Source organism: Phaeobacter piscinae, from assembly GCF_002407245.1.
In the GTDB taxonomy this organism is placed as follows: Bacteria; Pseudomonadota; Alphaproteobacteria; order Rhodobacterales; family Rhodobacteraceae; genus Phaeobacter; species Phaeobacter piscinae.
On the sequence record NZ_CP010681.1, the window covers coordinates 1509066 to 1526512 of the forward strand.

Genomic DNA, 17447 nt, shown 5'->3' on the forward strand with positions numbered 1-17447 from the left:
CCCGGAGGGCGGCGTTTTAGTGACGTCATGGCGCAATAACAGGGGTGAGATCAGGTTGCCTCAGCAGCTTCGCTGGCACCCTCAGACGTGGGAACCTCTGCATCTTCGTCGTCGCGTTCCGCGATCCAGGCAACCGAGACGACCTCTTCGCCCTTGGCCGTGTTGAACACGCGCACACCACCGGCGCTGCGGGAACGGAACGAGATGCCGTTGACCGGACAGCGGATCGACTGGCCTTTGGACGTTGCCAGCATGATCTGATCCTCAAGCTCGACCGGGAAGGTCGCGACGATGGCGCCGCCTTTCATGGCACCAACACCCTGTCCGCCACGCCCGCTGACACGGTAGTCATGTGCGGAGGTCAGATTGCCCACACCAGAGCGGTTGATGGTCACCAAGAGATCATTGGCCGCCAGCATTTCCTGATAGCGCTCCTCGGAGAGTGAACCTTCGGTTTCTTCACCATTTTCGTCTTCGGCAACCTCGCCGCCAAACTCGGAGCGGAACCGTTTAATGAAGGCATTGCGCTCCCAGGGTTCTGCGCTGAAGTGGCGGATCACCGACATCGAGACGACCTCATCCCCATCGCTTACCAGTCGGATCCCACGCACCCCGGTCGATTCACGGGAGTTGAAGACGCGGACGTCGGTGGAGCGGAAGCGGATTGCCCGCCCGGAATTGGTCACCAGCATCACGTCATCATCCTCGGAGCAGATGCGCGCGTTAACCAGCCTGACCGAGCCATCCTCCGGCAGCTTCATCGCGATTTTGCCGTTGCGGCGCACATTGGTGAAATCCGACAGGCGGTTGCGACGCACGTCCCCGCCCGAGGTGGCAAAGACCACCTGTAGGTTTTCCCATTCGTCGTCTGGCACATCGACCGGCATGATCGCCGCGATGGAGACGCCCGGCGGGATCGGCAGAATGTTGACAATCGCCTTACCCTTCGACGTGCGGCCACCTTGCGGCAGGCGCCAGGTCTTCAGCTTGTAAACCATGCCATCGGTGGTGAAGAACAACAGCTGGGTATGGGTATTGGCCACAAAGAGGTTGGTGACAACATCCTCTTCCTTGGTCTGCATACCCGACAGCCCTTTGCCGCCACGCTTCTGCGCCCGGAAGTCGGCCAGAGGGGTCCGCTTGATATAGCCGCCGCTGGTGATCGTCACGACCATGTCTTCGCGCTCGATCAAATCCTCGTCTTCCATGTCGCCGGACCAGTCGACGATCTGGGTGCGACGGGGAACGGCGAAATTATCACGTACTTCGCGCAGCTCGTCCGAGATGATGCCCAGAATACGCTCACGCGAGGACAGGATCTCAAGGTATTCCTTGATCTTGCCTGCCAGTTCTTCCAGCTCATCCGTGACTTCTTTGACACCAATCTGGGTGAGACGTTGCAAACGCAGTTCCAGAATGGCGCGGGCCTGAATCTCGGAGAGATTATAGGTGCCGTCGTCATTCATGGTGTGGGTCGGATCGTCAATCAGACGGATATAAGGTGCGATGTCGACCGCAGGCCAGCGCCGGGTCATCAGCTTCTGCCGCGCTTCGGCTGCATCCGCAGAGGCGCGGATGGTTGCGACCACTTCGTCTACATTAGAAACCGCGACGGCCAAACCGCACAGAATATGGCTGCGTTCCCGCGCCTTGCGCAGATCATAGGCGGTGCGCCGCGCAATCACGTCTTCGCGGAAATCAAGGAAAGACGTCAGGAACCGGCGCAGGGTCAGCTGTTCAGGGCGACCACCATTCAGAGCCAGCATGTTGCAGCCAAAGTGCGTCTGCATGGGCGAGAAACGATAGAGCTGGTTCAGCACCACCTCAGCCGTGGCATCGCGTTTCAGTTCGACAACAACCCGCACGCCGTTGCGATCGGATTCATCCTGAACGTGGCTGACACCCTCGATCTTTTTCTCGCGCACCTGTTCGGCGATCTTTTCGATCATCGCCGCCTTGTTGACCTGATACGGGATCTCCTCGACCACGATGGCGTAGCGGTCCTTGCGGATTTCCTCAACGCGGGTCTTGGCGCGAATGACGACGCTGCCGCGCCCTTCCAGATAGGCCTTGCGCGCGCCGGACCGACCCAGCATCACGCCGCCGGTCGGAAAGTCCGGGCCGGGAACAAAGTCGATCAGCTGTTCACTGGTCAGATCCGGGTCTTCGATCAGCGCGAGCGTGGCATCAATCACTTCGCCCAGGTTGTGGGGCGGGATATTGGTGGCCATACCAACCGCGATACCACCAGCGCCATTGACCAGCATGTTGGGGAACCGCGCGGGCAGAACCGTCGGTTCACGGTCCTTGCCATCGTAGTTGTCCTGAAAATCGACCGTGTCTTTTTCAATGTCAGCCAGGATTGAGGCGGCGGGTTTGTCCATCCGCACTTCGGTATAGCGCATGGCGGCTGGGTTATCGCCATCCATGGACCCAAAGTTGCCCTGACCGTCGAGAAGCGGCAGTGACATGGAGAAATCCTGCGCCATCCGCACCAAGGCGTCATAAATCGCGGAGTCGCCATGGGGGTGGTATTTACCCATGACATCGCCAACCGGGCGCGCCGATTTGCGGTAGGGTTTGTCATGCGAATTGCCGACCTCATGCATGGCGTAGAGAATCCGGCGATGAACCGGTTTCAACCCGTCACGCAGGTCAGGAATGGCGCGGCTGACAATAACCGACATCGCATAGTCGAGATACGATGTGCGCATCTCGGATTCGATGGACACCGTTGGGCCGTCATACTGGGGCCGTTCAGGTTTGTTTTCGTCCATGTTTTCAGGAGTTTCCGGCGTATCGTTCACGTTGGCTGCCCGTTGTTATTATTGGGTCTATATATTGTGTCTGCACCATAACAGACAGGGCATATAAGGCGCAAGCAAGCAGGGCGGCGGAGCGCCCCCGCGTTGGAGGTTTTCTGCCAATGGGCTGTATTTGTTCGGAATTAACCCTTTCCGTGGTAAGCTACTTTGGGGGGATCCGTAAGGGAGACCTGAAATGGAGACACGCGAAACTGAATTGATGCTGAAGGGCTACGGTCTGACAACGGCTGAGATGACCTATCACATGCCGGATCACACCCATGTTCTGAACACTTTCGTCTGGCAGGAATATGATCTGGCGCCAGACCATCCGCGATTGTTTGAGTTCATCGAATTCTGGAACCGTGAGATTGACGGCCCGCTGCATTCGGTTCGATTTACCCATCGCAAAATGATCAGCCCCGGCGAGTGGCGCAACGTGAAGGGTGTGCTGCATATGCACTGATCGCGCCGCTAAATGGCCAGTCCGGGCTATAAGTGAGATCCGTGGCGCTTCGGGTGCGCGGGGCTCGGCTGCGCGTCGCGACGACCATGGGCGGAGATCTGTTTTCTTTCTGAGGCAACTGCTTATACTGGCGCCGAATGGACCCGATGGCAGTGGCTTTTGCGTGTGCAAGCCGGTGCTGCGGTGACAGGTGCTGGCCTGTGGGACGTGTTTGATGCGCCTCAAGTTGGAATGTGCCCCCCTGGTTGAGAGAAAGCGCAATATGGTTTCCCGAGTTATTCCGGTTCAGGCCTTCGATCTTGTGATATTTGGCGGCACGGGGGATCTGGCGCGGCGCAAAATCCTGCCTGCACTGTTCCGGCGCCATTGTGCGGGCCAATTGCCGCAGGATGCGCGGATTGTGGGCGCGGCGCGGAGGGCGCTCGGCAGCGATGGCTATCGCGATCTGATCCGCGATGCCTTGCAAAATGAGTTGAGAGGCGGGGAGATTGCTGCGCGCGGTGAGGAACTGGAGCGATTTCTGGCGCGGCTGGAGTATTTGGCGATTGATGCGGAGGCGCGCGATGGCTGGGCGGCGCTGAAACAAATGCTTGGTCTGCCAAGTTCGAATCGAGTGCGGGTGTTTTATTTTTCCGTCGGCCCGGCGCTGTTTGCGCCACTGGCGGAGCAGATCTGGACGCATCAGCTGGCGGATGACCAGACCCGGATTGTGGTTGAAAAACCCTTCGGCCATGACCTGAGTTCAGCAAAAGCGCTCAATCGCACTCTGGCAGGCCACTTCGATGAAAGTCAGATCTACAGGATTGATCACTATCTGGGCAAGGAAACGGTGCAGAACCTGATGGCGATCCGGTTTGGCAATATGCTGTTTGAGCCCCTCTGGAACAGTCAGTATGTGGATCATATTCAAATTACCGTCGCTGAATCGGTCGGTGTTGACGGTAGAGCGTCGTATTATGACAAGTCCGGTGCGATGCGGGACATGATGCAAAACCACCTGATGCAGCTGCTGTGCCTGATTGCCATGGAACCCCCGGCAAAATTCGATCCCGATGCCGTGCGCGACGAAAAGCTGAAGGTAATCCGGGCGCTGGAGCCGGTGGAACCCCACCATATTGTGCGCGGTCAATACACGTCGGCTGAGGACGGGGCAGGGCGCGACGACGACCAATCTTACCGCGAAACCGTGGGGGATCCGCGCTCCACCACCGAAAGCTATGTCGCGCTGAAGGCCCATATCAGCAATTGGCGATGGGCGGGCACGCCGTTTTATCTGCGCACGGGCAAGCGGCTGGTGGCGCGCTCCTCTGTGATCAATGTGTTCTTCAAGGACGCGCCCCATTCGATTTTTGGCGCCGATGCCGGACGCCACGCCAATCTGCTGACCATTCGTCTGCAACCGAATGAGGGCATCACCCTCAAGGTGACCATCAAGGAGCCTGGACCCGGCGGTATGCGGCTGATCGATGTGCCGCTGGATATGAGCTTTGCCCAGGCGCTGGGGGCGGATATCGACGGCGCGCCCGATGCTTATGAGCGGCTGATCACCGATGTGATCCGGGGCAATCAGACGCTGTTCATGCGCGGTGATGAGGTGGAAGCCGCCTGGGCCTGGACGGATCCCATCATTGCGGGCTGGACATCGCGCGGAGATGTGCCAAAACCCTATGATAGCGGTAGCACCGGACCGGGAGATGCGGATCTCCTGATGCGGCGCGATGAACGGGAATGGCGGGGGATCAACCCATGAATATTATCGAATATGCAGATCGGGATATGCTGGCGATTGACGTGGCCAATCAACTGGCTGGTGATCTGAAAACCCATCTTTTGCACCATGACAGCGCGTCCTTTGCCGTCGCAGGCGGTACCACCCCAGCGCCGATTTTCGACGATCTGTGCGCCGCGGATATCGACTGGGTGCGGGTGCGCCTGATGGCGACGGATGAACGCTGGGTGCCCGCCGACAGCGCACGTTCCAATGCGCGCATGATCCGCGAGCGTCTGCTGGTCAATCGGGCGGCATCCGCGACCTTCGTGCCGTTTCATGTGCCTGCGCGGGCGCCAGAGGATGTGCTGGCTGAGGTCGAAAGCCAGATTGAGCCGGATCTGCCGCTTTCTGTTGTCCTGTTGGGGATGGGCGAAGACATGCACACGGCCTCTCTGTTTCCCGGCGTGCGCGGGCTGAGCGAGGCACTGGCGCCAGATGCGCCGGTGTTGGCGGTGATGCGGCCCGACAGCCAGCCGGAACCGCGTGTCAGCCTATCGGCGCGGGTGTTGGACGCGGCGATTGCCAAACATCTGGTGATTTACGGAGAGGCAAAGCGGGAGGCGCTTGAAACCGCCAAATCCTTGCCGCCGGAGGAGGCGCCAATTCAGGCAGTATTGTCAGAAATGACAGTGCATTGGGCGCCCTAGATCAGGTAAAGTGTTGAGGGTTGAGATCCGCCGCTTAACCCTCTGAAACAGCGCCGTCTCGCTCGATCAGGGCGGTGCGGAGGCTGTCTGGCAGCGGGTAGCCCGATTGCCCATCTGGTGTGCGGAGAACCATGATACCGGTCATCGTTGCACGCAGATCACCAGACCAGATCTGCTGCTCCATCACATATGAGGTCCGGCGGAAGGACACGACGCGAGCCGTGGTGATATAGTCCTCGTCCAGCACCATCTCTTTCATGTAATGCACATTTGCGTTGCGCAGCACATTGCGAGGGGCAGGCATCCCGTTGAAATGGGGAGCGAAAAACCGATTGTAGTAGGCCACGCGCAGGGTCTCGAACCAGCTCAGATAGGCCTTGTTGTTTACGTGATGCAGAATATCCAGCTCGGAAAACCGCACCCGGTCTGCCATTGCCAGCGGCTGCGGGCTTTTGAGACCGTGATGGCGTTGGGCATCCGGGCTGAGCGGGGTGTGAAAGATCAGATCCATGCGAAAGTCGCTAGCGAGATTGGCAGCAAGGTGCAAGTCAGCACGCCGCTACAGGATGTCTCATAAGGGGCATTCGCAACATGCCGTGAATGCAAAATACCACTGAAAATCCAGTGAACTGCGAGGCTGTCTTAATGTGAGGGATTTTGGAGCGGGTAACGAGAATCGAACTCGTAACTAAAGCTTGGGAAGCTGCCGTGATACCTTTTCACCATACCCGCGCCAATAAGGGGTGATTACCGGTTTCGCGGGGGAGGGTCAAGCGCCCAACCACCCCCGCGACCGGCAAAAATGCCTTATCCGCGCCGCCGCCGACGACGGCGTCCGCCGTCTTCATTGCCGTCGCCACCTCCGGTGTTGAAATTCGCCTCCGGCAGGGTGACGATGCTGTTCAGGATCGGGAAGGGTTCGGCGGAGTTCGGGATGGCAGAGGCATTGACGAAATGCTCCTGGAACCGTGACTCCACGGCGGTTTCGATCTTTTCGATCCGCTGGACGGTGGCCTCAATCTCGGTGCGGGCCTTTGTGTTGAGCAGCGCAATACGGGCACCGGTGCCTGCGGCATTGCCCGCGCTGGTCACCTTGTCCAGCGGACAATCCGGGATCATTCCAAGGACCATCGCGTGTTTCGCAGAGATATGCGCACCAAAGGCGCCCGCCAGCACCACCCGATCAACGGTATCGATGCCGAATTTGTCCATCAGGAGACGTGCGCCGGAATAGAGCGCCGCCTTGGCCATCTGGATCGCGCGGATATCGGGGTTGGTCACGGTGATGGTCGGGCCGCCCTCGGACGAGCCGTCCCACAGCAGATAGGCATTGGTGCGCCCGTCCTGGATACAACGCGCACTGCCGGTCTGTTCAGCTGAGCCAATCAGCCCGGAGGCATCCAGCACGCCAGCAAGCCGCATCTCGGCAATCGCCTCGATAATGCCGGAGCCGCAGATGCCGGTGATGCCGGTGGTGGCGACTGCGGCGGCAAAACCGTCCTCATCCGACCAGATGTCGGAGCCGATCACCCGGAAGCGCGGCTCCTTGGTCTCCGGGTTGATCTCAACCCGTTCGATGGCACCGGGGGCCGCCCGTTGACCGCTGGAGATCTGCGCGCCCTCAAACGCGGGGCCGGTGGGGGAAGAACAGGCCAGCACCTTGTCCTTGTTGCCAAGCAGGATTTCCGCATTGGTGCCCACATCCACGACCAGCACCAGATCTTCTGATTTGTCGGGCGCTTCCGACAGTGCCACCGCGGCGGCGTCAGCCCCCACATGGCCGGCAATGCAGGGCAGCAGGTAGACGCGGGCGGCCGGGTGAATATTCAGGTCCAGCTCAACGGCGCGCAGTGCCAGCGCATTGGAGGTCGCCAGCGCAAAGGGGGCCTGACCCAGTTCAAACGGATCAATGCCAAGGAACAGGTGGTGCATCACCGGGTTGCAGACGAACACCGCATCCACGATCAGCGCCTTGTCGATTTCCGCCTCAGACGCGATCTGGGTGAACAGCGCGTTCATCCCCTCTCGCACCGCGCGGGTCATTTCCCGGTCGCCGCCCTTGTTCATCATCGAATAGGAAACCCGGCTCATCAGATCTTCGCCAAAGCGGATCTGCGGGTTCATGATGCCGGAGGAGGCGACGACCTCACCGGTTTTCAGATCGCACAGATGCGCGGCGATGGTGGTGGAGCCGAGGTCAACCGCCAGACCATAGATCGAGCCCTCGTAGAATCCCGGCCAGATGTGCATGATCTTGGGCGGGTGATTTTCATCGCCCAGATGCACGGCGACGGTGACGTTCCAGCCGCCCTTGCGCAGGGCCGGTTGCAGCACGTTCAGGATGTGCAAATCGGTTTTGACACCCTTCAGATCCCACTGGGCATCCAGCGCCTCGATCAGCCGCTCCATATCGCCTGTGGGTTTGTGCATGTCGGGTTCTTCCACCTCGACATAATAAAGGCGGGTGGAGGGGTTCATGGTGATGTCGCGCGCCTCGGCGCGTTTGCGGACGACCTGACGGTGGACCTGGCTTTCCGGTGGCACGTCGATCACCACATCGCCCTGTACCTGGGCCTGACACCCCAGGCGCCGCCCGTCGATCAGGCCGCGTTTGTCCTTGTAGCGCTGTTCGACCTTGTTCCATTCGGTCAGGGCGTCATCGGCGACGGTCACGCCATGTTTGGAGAATTCACCATAAGATGGCGTGATCTGACATTTCGAACAGATACCCCGCCCGCCGCAGACGGAATCCAGATCGACTCCCAGCTGGCGGGCTGCTGTCAGAACTGGCGTGCCAATCGGAAACCGGCCACGCTTGCCGGACGGTGTAAAGACCACCAGCGGATGCGATGCGGGATCAGTTGCGGTCTCGGTCGAGATCTCGGGGGCGGGATCGTTTGCCATGCCTGTACCTATCTTGCTTGCGCGGTTTGGGCGGAGCATATGGCGTTTTTGGCGGGAGGAAAGGCGGCGCGCGTCATTTTGCGGTCTCGTGGCGTCATTTCTGCGCGGTTTTGGAGAAAGACCGCTGCGGCTGGCGGATTGATGACAAAAATCAAGCCGCCTCAGGTGTTGTTGTCGGGTGATCTTGACGCGATGTCGCCCAGCCAATGCAGGATCTGGCCACGGTGTTCGTCAAGCATCGGCGCAGGCGGGCGCGTGGTCTCATCAGGCAGTGCGGAGAGTTTGACCGGGTTGCCCGCCGCCTTGAACCGTGGCGCGCCGTCGTGGCCACAGACATCCACCAGCATATTGCGGGCGAGGATCTGGGGATCCTGCATCACCTCGGCGACGGACTGGATCGGACCGGTCGGCACACCGGCGCGCTGCAGCCGGTCAATCCAATAGGATGCGGGCTGGTCCAGCGTCACAGCCTCAATCAACCGTTTGAGAAGGCGGGCGTTTTCGCAGCGCGCCTGATTGCTGGCAAAGCGCGCATCCGTGGCCAACGGCAGGTCCAGCGCGGTACACAGCGTCGCAAACAGCGCGTCATTGCCGGCCGCGATCACAAACAACCCATCGCTGGCGTGGAACGTCTCAAACGGGGTGATCGACGGGTGGCGCGCCCCTGACGGGCGTGGGGGTTCGCCCGTTACCGAGGTGATCGCCACCGCGTGTTCCAACAGCGCAAGCTGGCTGTCGAGCATTGCGATATCCACCTTTTGACCAGGCGCGCCCCCTTGCACAGCATAGAGCGCCGCCAAAACACCCTGACACAGGAACATGCCCGCTGCGAGATCGCCGATGGAGGCGCCGACGCGCACCGGCTCGCGGTCGCGTTCGCCCGTAATTGACATCACCCCACCACGGGCCTGCACCACCATGTCATAGGCCGGGCGCAGCCGGTCAGGTCCGGTGTGACCAAAGCCGGAGACCGCGCCATAGACGAGTTTCGGGAAACGGGCATGCAACGCCTCCCAGCCGTACCCCAGCCGCTCCATCACGCCGGGGCGAAAATTCTCAAGGATGACATCAGCCTGCGTCAGCAGCTGTTCGAAGGTGCCGCGATCCTCTTCGGCGCGCAGATCCAGAGCGATGCTTTCTTTCCCGTGGTTGATGGTGGCAAAATAGGCGCTGTCGCCGTCTTTGAAGGGGGGAAAGGCACGGGTGTCATCGCCAAGACCCGGCCGTTCCACCTTGATCACCCGTGCGCCCAGATCGCGCAGCGTCATGGAGGCATAAGGCCCTGCCAGCACATGGGTGAGGTCGAGGACAACAATATCGCTGAGGGGACGGATCATGGCGAGGCTCCTATCTGATCTGTTCGCGGTTTCTTGGTGGCGGAATGCTCCGCAGCCTGCCTTGATGCAGATCAGCCCGGTCTTGGTGAGCAGGCTGTCAGCCGTGGTGTCCATGGCCAGTGTCGCAGGCGGGGCAGCGGTCATCACATCACCGGTTGAGAAACCGTCGCAATTCTCCCGTTTTTCCGGCGCCACCTCTTTTCCCCCTTCGGCTTCTGTGCCATAGGGTCATCGCCAAACGGGGTTATGCATGGGGATGACAAATGCAGATTCGTGAGGCTCTCACATTCGATGATGTTCTTCTGGTTCCGGCTGCGTCTAGCGTTCTGCCGAACACGGCTGACACGCGCACGCGCGTCACGGGTGGCATCTCTCTGAACATTCCTTTGCTCAGCTCGGCGATGGATACGGTGACGGAATCGCGGATGGCCATCGCTATGGCGCAGGCCGGCGGTATGGGTGTCATTCATAAAAACCTGGATCTGGAAGAACAGGCCCGTCAGGTGCGCCGGGTCAAACGCTTTGAGAGCGGCATTGTCTACAACCCAATCACCCTGACCGCAGATCAGACCCTGGCCGATGCCAAGGCCCTGCAGGAGCGCTACCGTGTCACCGGCTTCCCCGTTGTCGATAACGACGGGCGCGTGGTTGGCATCGTTACCAACCGCGATATGCGCTTTGCCACCGATGACAACACGCCGGTCTCGGTGATGATGACCTCTGACAATCTCGCGCTGCTGCATGAGCCGGCTGAGCTGGAAGAGGCCAAGTCGATGATGAAGGCGCGCCGCATCGAAAAGCTGCTGGTGACCGATGGTGACGGGAAACTGACAGGCCTGCTGACGCTGAAAGACACCGAACAAGCGGTTTTGAACCCCACCGCCTGCAAGGATGATCTGGGGCGCCTGCGCGTGGCGGCTGCCAGCTCTGTTGGCGACAGCGGCTTTGCCCGCTCCGAGGCGCTGATTGATGCCGGTGTTGATATTGTCGTCGTGGACACCGCCCACGGTCATTCCGAAGGCGTGATCGAGGCCGTGAAACGTATCAAGGCGCTGTCCTCCGGTGTGCAGGTTGTGGCGGGTAATGTCGCAACCGCAGCAGCGACCAGCGCGTTGATTGATGCTGGTGCCGATGCAGTGAAGGTTGGCATTGGTCCGGGCTCCATCTGCACCACCCGTATGGTGGCGGGTGTGGGTGTGCCGCAGCTGACGGCGATTATGGATTGTGCCGGCGCTGCTGGCGATATTCCGATCATCGCGGACGGTGGCATCAAATTTTCCGGCGATTTTGCCAAGGCCATCGCGGCAGGCGCGTCCTGTGCCATGGTTGGCTCGATGATTGCAGGTACCGACGAAAGCCCGGGCGAGGTGATCCTCTATCAGGGGCGTTCGTTTAAATCCTATCGCGGCATGGGATCGCTGGGCGCAATGGCGCGCGGTTCCGCAGACCGCTATTTCCAGAAAGACGCGGCCAGCGACAAACTGGTGCCCGAGGGGATCGAAGGTCAGGTCGCCTACAAAGGCTCGGCTGGCGCGGTGATCCACCAGCTGGTGGGCGGTCTGCGCGCGGCTATGGGCTATACCGGCTGTGCAACCGTGGATGAGATGCGCAAAAACTGCGAATTTGTTCGCATCACCGGCGCGGGCCTGAAAGAAAGCCACGTGCATGATGTGCAGATCACCCGCGAAAGCCCGAATTACCGTATCGGCTAAACACAGGAGCGCTGCCGGATGACTGTGACGCATCACCATGAGGCCGGGGTATGACCCCGGCTGCCCGCCGTCAGGCCGCTATCGAAATCCTCGATCAGATCCTGACCGGAGAGCCTGCGGAAAAAGCACTGACAGCTTGGGCGCGGCGCAGCCGTTTTGCCGGATCCAAAGACCGCGCAGCGGTGCGCGATCACGTCTTTGATGCTCTGCGATGCTTGCGCTCCTATGCGGCCCTTGGCGGCGGCGGTGGCGCGGGGGAGATCTCGGATGCCAATACAACGGGTCGGCAGTTGATCTTGGGGGCGTTGCGGGCAGAAGGCGCTGATATAGGCGAGATCTTCACTGGAGTGGGCCACGCACCTGCGCCGCTTGAGGAGGCTGAGGAGACCGCAATCAGCGCCGCGTCTCAGATGCAGCAGGCGGAGGCGCTTGATATTCCGGACTGGCTCTGGCCTGCTTTTGCCGCCAGCCTTGGCGATGCGGCTGAGGCGGCCGCGCGCGCGTTGCAGCAACGCGCGCCAGTGCATCTGCGCGTCAACCGGCACAAAACTGATCGTGACGCAGCGGTGCGCGCGCTGGCGGAGGAGGGGATCCTTACCGAGGCGCACCCCGCTGCAGACACGGCTTTGTCGGTAACGGAAGGCGCGCGCAAGCTGCGCAACAGTTCCGCCTATCTGACCGGATTGGTCGAATTGCAGGACGCTGCCAGTCAGGCGGTGATCGAGGCGCTGCCCCTGGCTGATGGCCAGCGGGTGCTTGATTACTGTGCCGGTGGCGGTGGCAAGAGCCTCGCCATCGCGGCGCGCGCCAAGCTTGCAGTTTTTGCCCATGATATCGCGCCGCAAAGAATGAAAGACCTGCCCGCACGCGCAGATCGGGCCGGGGCCGCCATCACAGTGCTGGCCCCCGATGATGTCGCTGCCAAGGCACCCTTTGATCTGGTTCTGTGTGACGCGCCCTGTTCCGGCTCTGGCTCTTGGCGGCGCGCACCCGAAGGCAAATGGCGCCTGACGCAGGCGCGGCTGGATGAGCTGTGCCAGACGCAGACGCAGATCCTGCACGACGCCAGCCAGCTGGTGGCCCCCGGCGGAACGCTAGCCTATGCGACCTGCTCCATGCTGGACGCAGAAAATGGCGACCAGGTCGCAGCGTTCCTGGATCGAAACCCCGATTGGCAGTTGCAACGGGATCACGGCTGGCAGGTCCAGGACGGAACCGATGGTTTCTATGTTGCCGTTCTGTCCCATTTCAGCGACGGTTGATCGACACTAAGGCAATTCGGAACCTGCGGTCTTAACGCAGTTTTAACCTAATTCGTCTCGATATAAGCACATAAATTTCATCGAGGGAGCCGCAATGAACGGTCGCCATGCTTCACCCGTTCCCCAGTTGCGCGTCTACACGCCGGAACATGCTCGCCTGGCGGCGGTTTTGCTATTGTCGGCCATGGTCATCACTGCGCCTTGGCTGTTCCAAACGCCAGAATGGATCACGCGCGGGCTTGTGACGGTTGGCCTGACGCTGATTGCCGTCGCGCTGATGATGCTGGTGCAGGCGCGCACGCGGTTGCGGGCGCGCTCAATGGCGGCAGCGCTGCTCACCGGGTTCATCGAGAAGGACGCGACCGCGACGTTCGTCTGTGATGATGATGGGATGATCCATGCCTCCAACGGGGCCGCGCTGAAACGGTTTGCCGATGCCGATACCGAGACGCTGGCCGGCACGTTGCGTTCGATCCTTGCCAATCCCTCTGCGGTTCTGTTCCGCCTGCAAAGTCGCGCCCGTGTTGATGGGGCTGCGCGCGAAGATATCGTGACCCGCCGTGGCCATGTACGGCTGGCGGTCCATCAGATGCAGGGCGGTAGCTTTTTGTGGCGGGTGGAGGAGATCACGGATCGCCCCACCACCAGCCGTGGCGCCGATGCGGTGCCAATTCCGATGCTGACGGTTGGGCGCACCGGGGCAGTCCTGTTCATGAACGAGGCGGCCCGCGGGGTGATCGGCGAACGGGTGAAGTCCACCGACCGCCTCTTCACATCGTTGCCGGTGCTGTCCGGACAGATCAACACCATGAGCACCAAAACTGGGCTGATTGAGGTTCTGGTCTGCGAGAAGAACCGCAGTCAGGGGCGCAGCGAGCTGTATTTCCTGCAGTTGGATGACAGCGAAACCTCGGTTGGACAGGCCTCTCTCGAGAGCCTGCCGGTGCCATTTGTGAAGGTTGATCCGAAGGGGGCGCTGATCTCGGCCAATAAGATGGGGATGCACCTGCTGGGCATCAGCTCCTGCGGCAATCTGAATATCGGCCAGCTGATGGATGGTCTTGGCCGTCCGATGTCGGACTGGCTGCGCGACACCGCTGACGGACAAGCCTCGCACAAGTCCGAGTTCCTGCGCCTGACGCGCCGTGACAAGGAAGTGTTTGTGCAGGTGACCTTGACCCGGGTCATCGAGGAGGGCGAAACCGTCCTCATCGCGGTGCTGAACGATGCGACCGAGCTGAAGACGCTTGAGGCGCAATTTGTGCAGAGCCAGAAGATGCAGGCGATTGGTCAGCTGGCGGGCGGTGTGGCGCATGATTTCAACAACCTGCTGACGGCCATTTCCGGGCATTGCGATCTGCTGCTGTTGCGTCATGATCAGGGCGATCAGGACTTTGGTGATCTGATCCAGATCCATGAGAACGCCAACCGCGCGGCGGCTCTTGTCAGTCAGCTGCTGGCATTCTCCCGCAAGCAGACGTTGCAGCCTGAAGTTCTGGATGTGCGCGACACCCTGTCTGACCTCACCCATCTGTTGAACCGACTGGTCGGGGAGAAAGTAACGCTGACGCTGAGCCATGATCCCGTGATGCGGTCGATCCGGGCAGACAAACGTCAGCTGGAACAGGTGCTGATGAATCTGGTGGTGAATGCGCGCGATGCGATGCCACAGGGCGGCGAGATCCGGATCGAGACTGAGGCCGTGGTGCTGGATCAACCATTGGAACGCAACCGTGCGGTGGTACCTGCGGGCGACTGGGTTACGGTCAAGGTTTCTGATGAAGGCGTCGGCATATCCCCGGACAAGCTACAGAAGGTGTTTGAACCGTTCTACACCACCAAGCGGACGGGTGAGGGCACTGGCCTTGGTCTTTCGACAGCCTATGGCATCATCAAGCAGACCGGCGGCTATATCTTCGTCGACTCGATCAAAGATCAGGGCACTCAGTTCACCCTGTTCTTCCCGGTGAACACGCAGGTGGAGGCGGAAGCCGCTGCTGCGATCACTGTAGATACCACCGCAAAACCGGTCGCCGCCCAGCACGGCGAAGGGGTTGTTCTCCTGGTGGAGGACGAAGCGCCCGTACGGGCCTTTGCGTCCCGCGCGCTGCGGATGCGCGGCTATACGGTGCTTGAGGCGGAATCTGCCGAGGACGCATTGCGCACCCTGGAAGATCCGGGTCTTACCGTCGATGTCTTCGTCACGGATGTGGTGATGCCCGGCATGGACGGGCCCAGCTGGGTGCGTGAGGCATTGAAGACGCGTCCGGATACCCGCGTGGTCTTTGTCTCCGGCTATGCCGAAGGCGCCTTTGGCGAGGCCGAGCCATCGGTCCCGAATTCGGTGTTCCTGCCAAAACCCTTCTCGCTCAACCAGTTGACAGAAACCGTTCACGAACAGCTGCACTAAGCATCTTCACGGGCTCTCGAGCGGTGTTGCTGTGCTCCGTGTGATGGCGATCATGAACGTGTCAGCTCAGACTGGCATAAAGTGAGAACTCATCCGCACGTTTGCGTCTGACAACCTCTAGCGCAGCACTGCTGGGGGCCAGATCGCCCGGCGGGCTGACATTCAGCCGGGGCAGGTTGATGTCAGTCTGGAGCCTCTCCTGAAGAAACCCATGGAGCGCGTCTGGGTCCTCATAGCGGAACAAATGACTGACGGCGCAGCCATTGGGCTGGGCTTCCAGAAATTTTGCCTGACTGCCGACATCGGCGTGACGCGGCGGCTTTCCTTTGCAGGCATCCCGCAGAAAATCGTCAAAACTGATCCCCAGCGTACTGTTGGCATGGCCGCGCAGATCGTCGCGCTGCCGGAACCGATACCAGCTGCCCAGCCAACTGACCGGTTCACGCATGACCGCAACCAGCTCCATTTCGGCATCGCAAATCTTGGCCAGCATCGGGCGAATCCAGCGATTGTAGCGGTAGACAGGGGCGTGTTTCAGCTGTGGCGGGTTCGCAAAGACCATATCGGCGCGGGCGCTCAGCGCCGCCTGATAGGCCGTGGTGCCGGTTTTGGGCACGCTCAGCAGTGCCAGTCGTTCCTTGAAAAAGATCAGCATAGCGTGAAAAATCCGCGGCTAAGACGAAGGGTCTTCCTTGGATAACACTCTCTTAACCCTCTTGGCCACCAGATCAGGGCAGGAGTGGCCACGTCAGATTTTCATTGCAATGTTCTCCTTTTGATCTCATATAGAACAAGAGGCGAACAAAGCAGTGATTGCCGCCCGCTCGCGGGTGTGACACATAGAAAGGGACAAGGGACTATGGCGGATCTTTTGACCATGAAAGACAATAAGAAGAGCGGCGACAAACAAAAGGCGCTTGATAGCGCTCTGGCGCAGATTGAGCGGCAGTTCGGCAAGGGCTCCATTATGAAGCTCGGCGACGGCAACCCCTTGAACGAGATCGAGGCGTCGTCGACCGGATCGTTGGGGCTGGATATTGCCCTTGGCATCGGCGGTTTGCCGATGGGGCGGATCGTCGAAATCTACGGCCCTGAAAGCTCGGGCAAGACCACGCTGACCCTGCATTGTATTGCAGAGCAGCAGAAGAAAGGTGGCGTTTGCGCCTTTGTGGATGCGGAACATGCGCTTGATCCGCAATATGCGGCCAAGCTGGGTGTCGATCTGGACGAGCTGCTGATTTCACAGCCCGATACCGGTGAGCAGGCGCTGGAGATCACTGATACGCTGGTGCGTTCCGGCGCAGTGAATATGGTGATCGTGGACTCCGTTGCAGCCCTCACACCAAAGTCGGAGCTGGAAGGCGACATGGGCGACAGCAATGTCGGCGTGCAGGCCCGTTTGATGAGCCAGGCCATGCGCAAACTGACCGGCTCCATCAGCCGTTCCAACTGCATGGTGATTTTCATCAACCAGATCCGGATGAAGATTGGCGTCATGTTCGGCTCGCCCGAAACCACCACAGGCGGCAACGCGTTGAAATTCTACTCCTCCGTCCGTCTGGATATCCGCCGCATTGGCGCGATCAAGGATCGGGACGAGGTTGTCGGCAACGCAACCCGCGTGAAGGTCGTGAAGAACAAGGTGGCCCCACCGTTCAAACAGGTGGAATTCGACATCATGTATGGTGAAGGCATCTCCAAGATGGGCGAACTGCTGGATCTGGGTGTGGCCGCAGGTGTTGTCGCGAAATCCGGGGCCTGGTTCTCCTACGGGGATGAGCGTATCGGGCAGGGGCGTGAAAACGCCAAAACCTATCTGCGCGAAAACGCCCATATCGCCTTTGATATCGAAGATAAGATCCGCGCGGCTCATGGGCTTGAGTTTGACCGGCCGGAAGGCGCGGATGATGACATCCTGGAAGCCTGACGACAGGGGCGCAGGTCGCCCGGTCACGTGCCATGGATGCGGCAGTGCCCGTTCATAAGCACAGATGACGCCGGAAGAATCTGATCAAAACAGGGCGCGGACCTCTCCGCGCCCTTTTTCATGTCGGCTTTCCGCACCGCAGCGCTGGACAGGCTCTCTGGGGGCGGATACATCTTCCCGAACCGCTGAGACAGCCAGCCGAGAGAT

Annotated in this window: 12 protein-coding genes and 1 tRNA gene; 7 read left to right on the top strand and 6 right to left on the bottom strand. The window is 60.3% G+C overall.

Features of this window, described 5'->3' with window-relative positions:
• Positions 1 to 50: 50 nt before the first annotated feature.
• Complete coding sequence (gyrA, locus tag phaeop14_RS07055; protein ID WP_040178446.1) at positions 51 to 2807, bottom strand: DNA gyrase subunit A; 2757 nt, start codon at positions 2805 to 2807, stop codon at positions 51 to 53.
• A gap of 193 nt (positions 2808 to 3000) precedes the next feature.
• Here gyrA and phaeop14_RS07060 point away from each other — a divergent pair, with 193 nt between their 5' ends.
• From phaeop14_RS07060 to pgl, 3 genes are all read left to right on the top strand, one after another.
• Positions 3001 to 3270 (top strand): usg protein, encoded by a 270-nt coding sequence (locus phaeop14_RS07060; protein ID WP_040169058.1) that lies wholly within the window; start codon positions 3001 to 3003, stop codon positions 3268 to 3270.
• Between the two features lie 262 nt (positions 3271 to 3532).
• On the top strand, positions 3533 to 5020 hold the full coding sequence (gene zwf, locus phaeop14_RS07065; RefSeq protein ID WP_096789135.1) for a glucose-6-phosphate dehydrogenase: 1488 nt from the start codon (positions 3533 to 3535) through the stop codon (positions 5018 to 5020).
• Positions 5017 to 5688: a 6-phosphogluconolactonase gene (gene pgl / locus phaeop14_RS07070; RefSeq protein WP_096790249.1), complete on the top strand. Its 672-nt coding sequence runs from the start codon at positions 5017 to 5019 to the stop codon at positions 5686 to 5688. Before zwf ends, pgl begins: the two co-directional genes overlap by 4 nt.
• 34 nt (positions 5689 to 5722) lie before the next feature.
• Here the strand turns inward: pgl and phaeop14_RS07075 are convergent, their stop codons facing one another.
• The 4 genes from phaeop14_RS07075 to phaeop14_RS07090 form a co-directional block, all read right to left on the bottom strand.
• Complete coding sequence (locus phaeop14_RS07075; protein WP_167385674.1) at positions 5723 to 6199, bottom strand: acyl-CoA thioesterase; 477 nt, start codon at positions 6197 to 6199, stop codon at positions 5723 to 5725.
• A 147-nt stretch (positions 6200 to 6346) separates the two neighbouring features.
• Positions 6347 to 6420: transfer RNA gene (locus tag phaeop14_RS07080), tRNA-Gly, on the bottom strand.
• A 75-nt stretch (positions 6421 to 6495) separates the two neighbouring features.
• Positions 6496 to 8592 carry an ASKHA domain-containing protein gene (locus phaeop14_RS07085; protein WP_096789137.1) on the bottom strand — a complete coding sequence of 699 codons (2097 nt, stop codon included), beginning with the start codon at positions 8590 to 8592 and terminating at the stop codon, positions 6496 to 6498.
• 161 nt (positions 8593 to 8753) lie between these two features.
• A complete protein-coding gene (locus phaeop14_RS07090; protein ID WP_096790250.1) occupies positions 8754 to 9929 on the bottom strand; it encodes a CaiB/BaiF CoA transferase family protein in 1176 nt (391 codons plus the stop codon).
• 263 nt (positions 9930 to 10192) lie between these two features.
• Here phaeop14_RS07090 and guaB point away from each other — a divergent pair, with 263 nt between their 5' ends.
• The 3 genes from guaB to phaeop14_RS07105 all read left to right on the top strand — a co-directional run bounded on the left by guaB (position 10193) and on the right by phaeop14_RS07105 (position 15313).
• A complete protein-coding gene (gene guaB, locus phaeop14_RS07095; protein WP_040178455.1) occupies positions 10193 to 11641 on the top strand; it encodes an IMP dehydrogenase in 1449 nt (482 codons plus the stop codon).
• Positions 11642 to 11691: 50 nt separating this feature from the next.
• Positions 11692 to 12903 (top strand): RsmB/NOP family class I SAM-dependent RNA methyltransferase, encoded by a 1212-nt coding sequence (locus phaeop14_RS07100; RefSeq protein ID WP_096789138.1) that lies wholly within the window; start codon positions 11692 to 11694, stop codon positions 12901 to 12903.
• A 94-nt stretch (positions 12904 to 12997) separates the two neighbouring features.
• Positions 12998 to 15313 (top strand): ATP-binding response regulator, encoded by a 2316-nt coding sequence (locus phaeop14_RS07105; RefSeq protein WP_040169068.1) that lies wholly within the window; start codon positions 12998 to 13000, stop codon positions 15311 to 15313.
• Between the two features lie 61 nt (positions 15314 to 15374).
• Here phaeop14_RS07105 and phaeop14_RS07110 read toward each other — a convergent pair whose 3' ends face one another.
• On the bottom strand, positions 15375 to 15968 hold the full coding sequence (locus phaeop14_RS07110; protein ID WP_096789139.1) for a gamma-glutamyl kinase: 594 nt from the start codon (positions 15966 to 15968) through the stop codon (positions 15375 to 15377).
• Positions 15969 to 16172: 204 nt separating this feature from the next.
• Here phaeop14_RS07110 and recA point away from each other — a divergent pair, with 204 nt between their 5' ends.
• The gene (recA, locus tag phaeop14_RS07115; RefSeq protein WP_096789140.1) at positions 16173 to 17240 is read left to right on the top strand and encodes a recombinase RecA; all 1068 of its coding nucleotides are present in this window, start codon (positions 16173 to 16175) and stop codon (positions 17238 to 17240) included.
• The last annotated feature ends 207 nt before the right edge of the window (positions 17241 to 17447 follow it).

Excerpts from the sequence above, each read along its gene's own strand:
- phaeop14_RS07060 (WP_040169058.1), top strand. The coding sequence starts at position 3,001 with ATGGAGACACGCGAAACTGAATTGATGCTGAAGGGCTACGGTCTGACA.
- phaeop14_RS07100 (WP_096789138.1), top strand. The coding sequence starts at position 11,692 with ATGACCCCGGCTGCCCGCCGTCAGGCCGCTATCGAAATCCTCGATCAG.
- phaeop14_RS07105 (WP_040169068.1), top strand. The coding sequence starts at position 12,998 with ATGAACGGTCGCCATGCTTCACCCGTTCCCCAGTTGCGCGTCTACACG.
- pgl (WP_096790249.1), top strand. The coding sequence starts at position 5,017 with ATGAATATTATCGAATATGCAGATCGGGATATGCTGGCGATTGACGTG.
- phaeop14_RS07085 (WP_096789137.1), bottom strand. The coding sequence starts at position 8,592 with ATGGCAAACGATCCCGCCCCCGAGATCTCGACCGAGACCGCAACTGAT.
- phaeop14_RS07090 (WP_096790250.1), bottom strand. The coding sequence starts at position 9,929 with ATGATCCGTCCCCTCAGCGATATTGTTGTCCTCGACCTCACCCATGTG.
- recA (WP_096789140.1), top strand. The coding sequence starts at position 16,173 with ATGGCGGATCTTTTGACCATGAAAGACAATAAGAAGAGCGGCGACAAA.
- phaeop14_RS07075 (WP_167385674.1), bottom strand. The coding sequence starts at position 6,199 with ATGGATCTGATCTTTCACACCCCGCTCAGCCCGGATGCCCAACGCCAT.
- guaB (WP_040178455.1), top strand. The coding sequence starts at position 10,193 with ATGCAGATTCGTGAGGCTCTCACATTCGATGATGTTCTTCTGGTTCCG.
- zwf (WP_096789135.1), top strand. The coding sequence starts at position 3,533 with ATGGTTTCCCGAGTTATTCCGGTTCAGGCCTTCGATCTTGTGATATTT.
- phaeop14_RS07110 (WP_096789139.1), bottom strand. The coding sequence starts at position 15,968 with ATGCTGATCTTTTTCAAGGAACGACTGGCACTGCTGAGCGTGCCCAAA.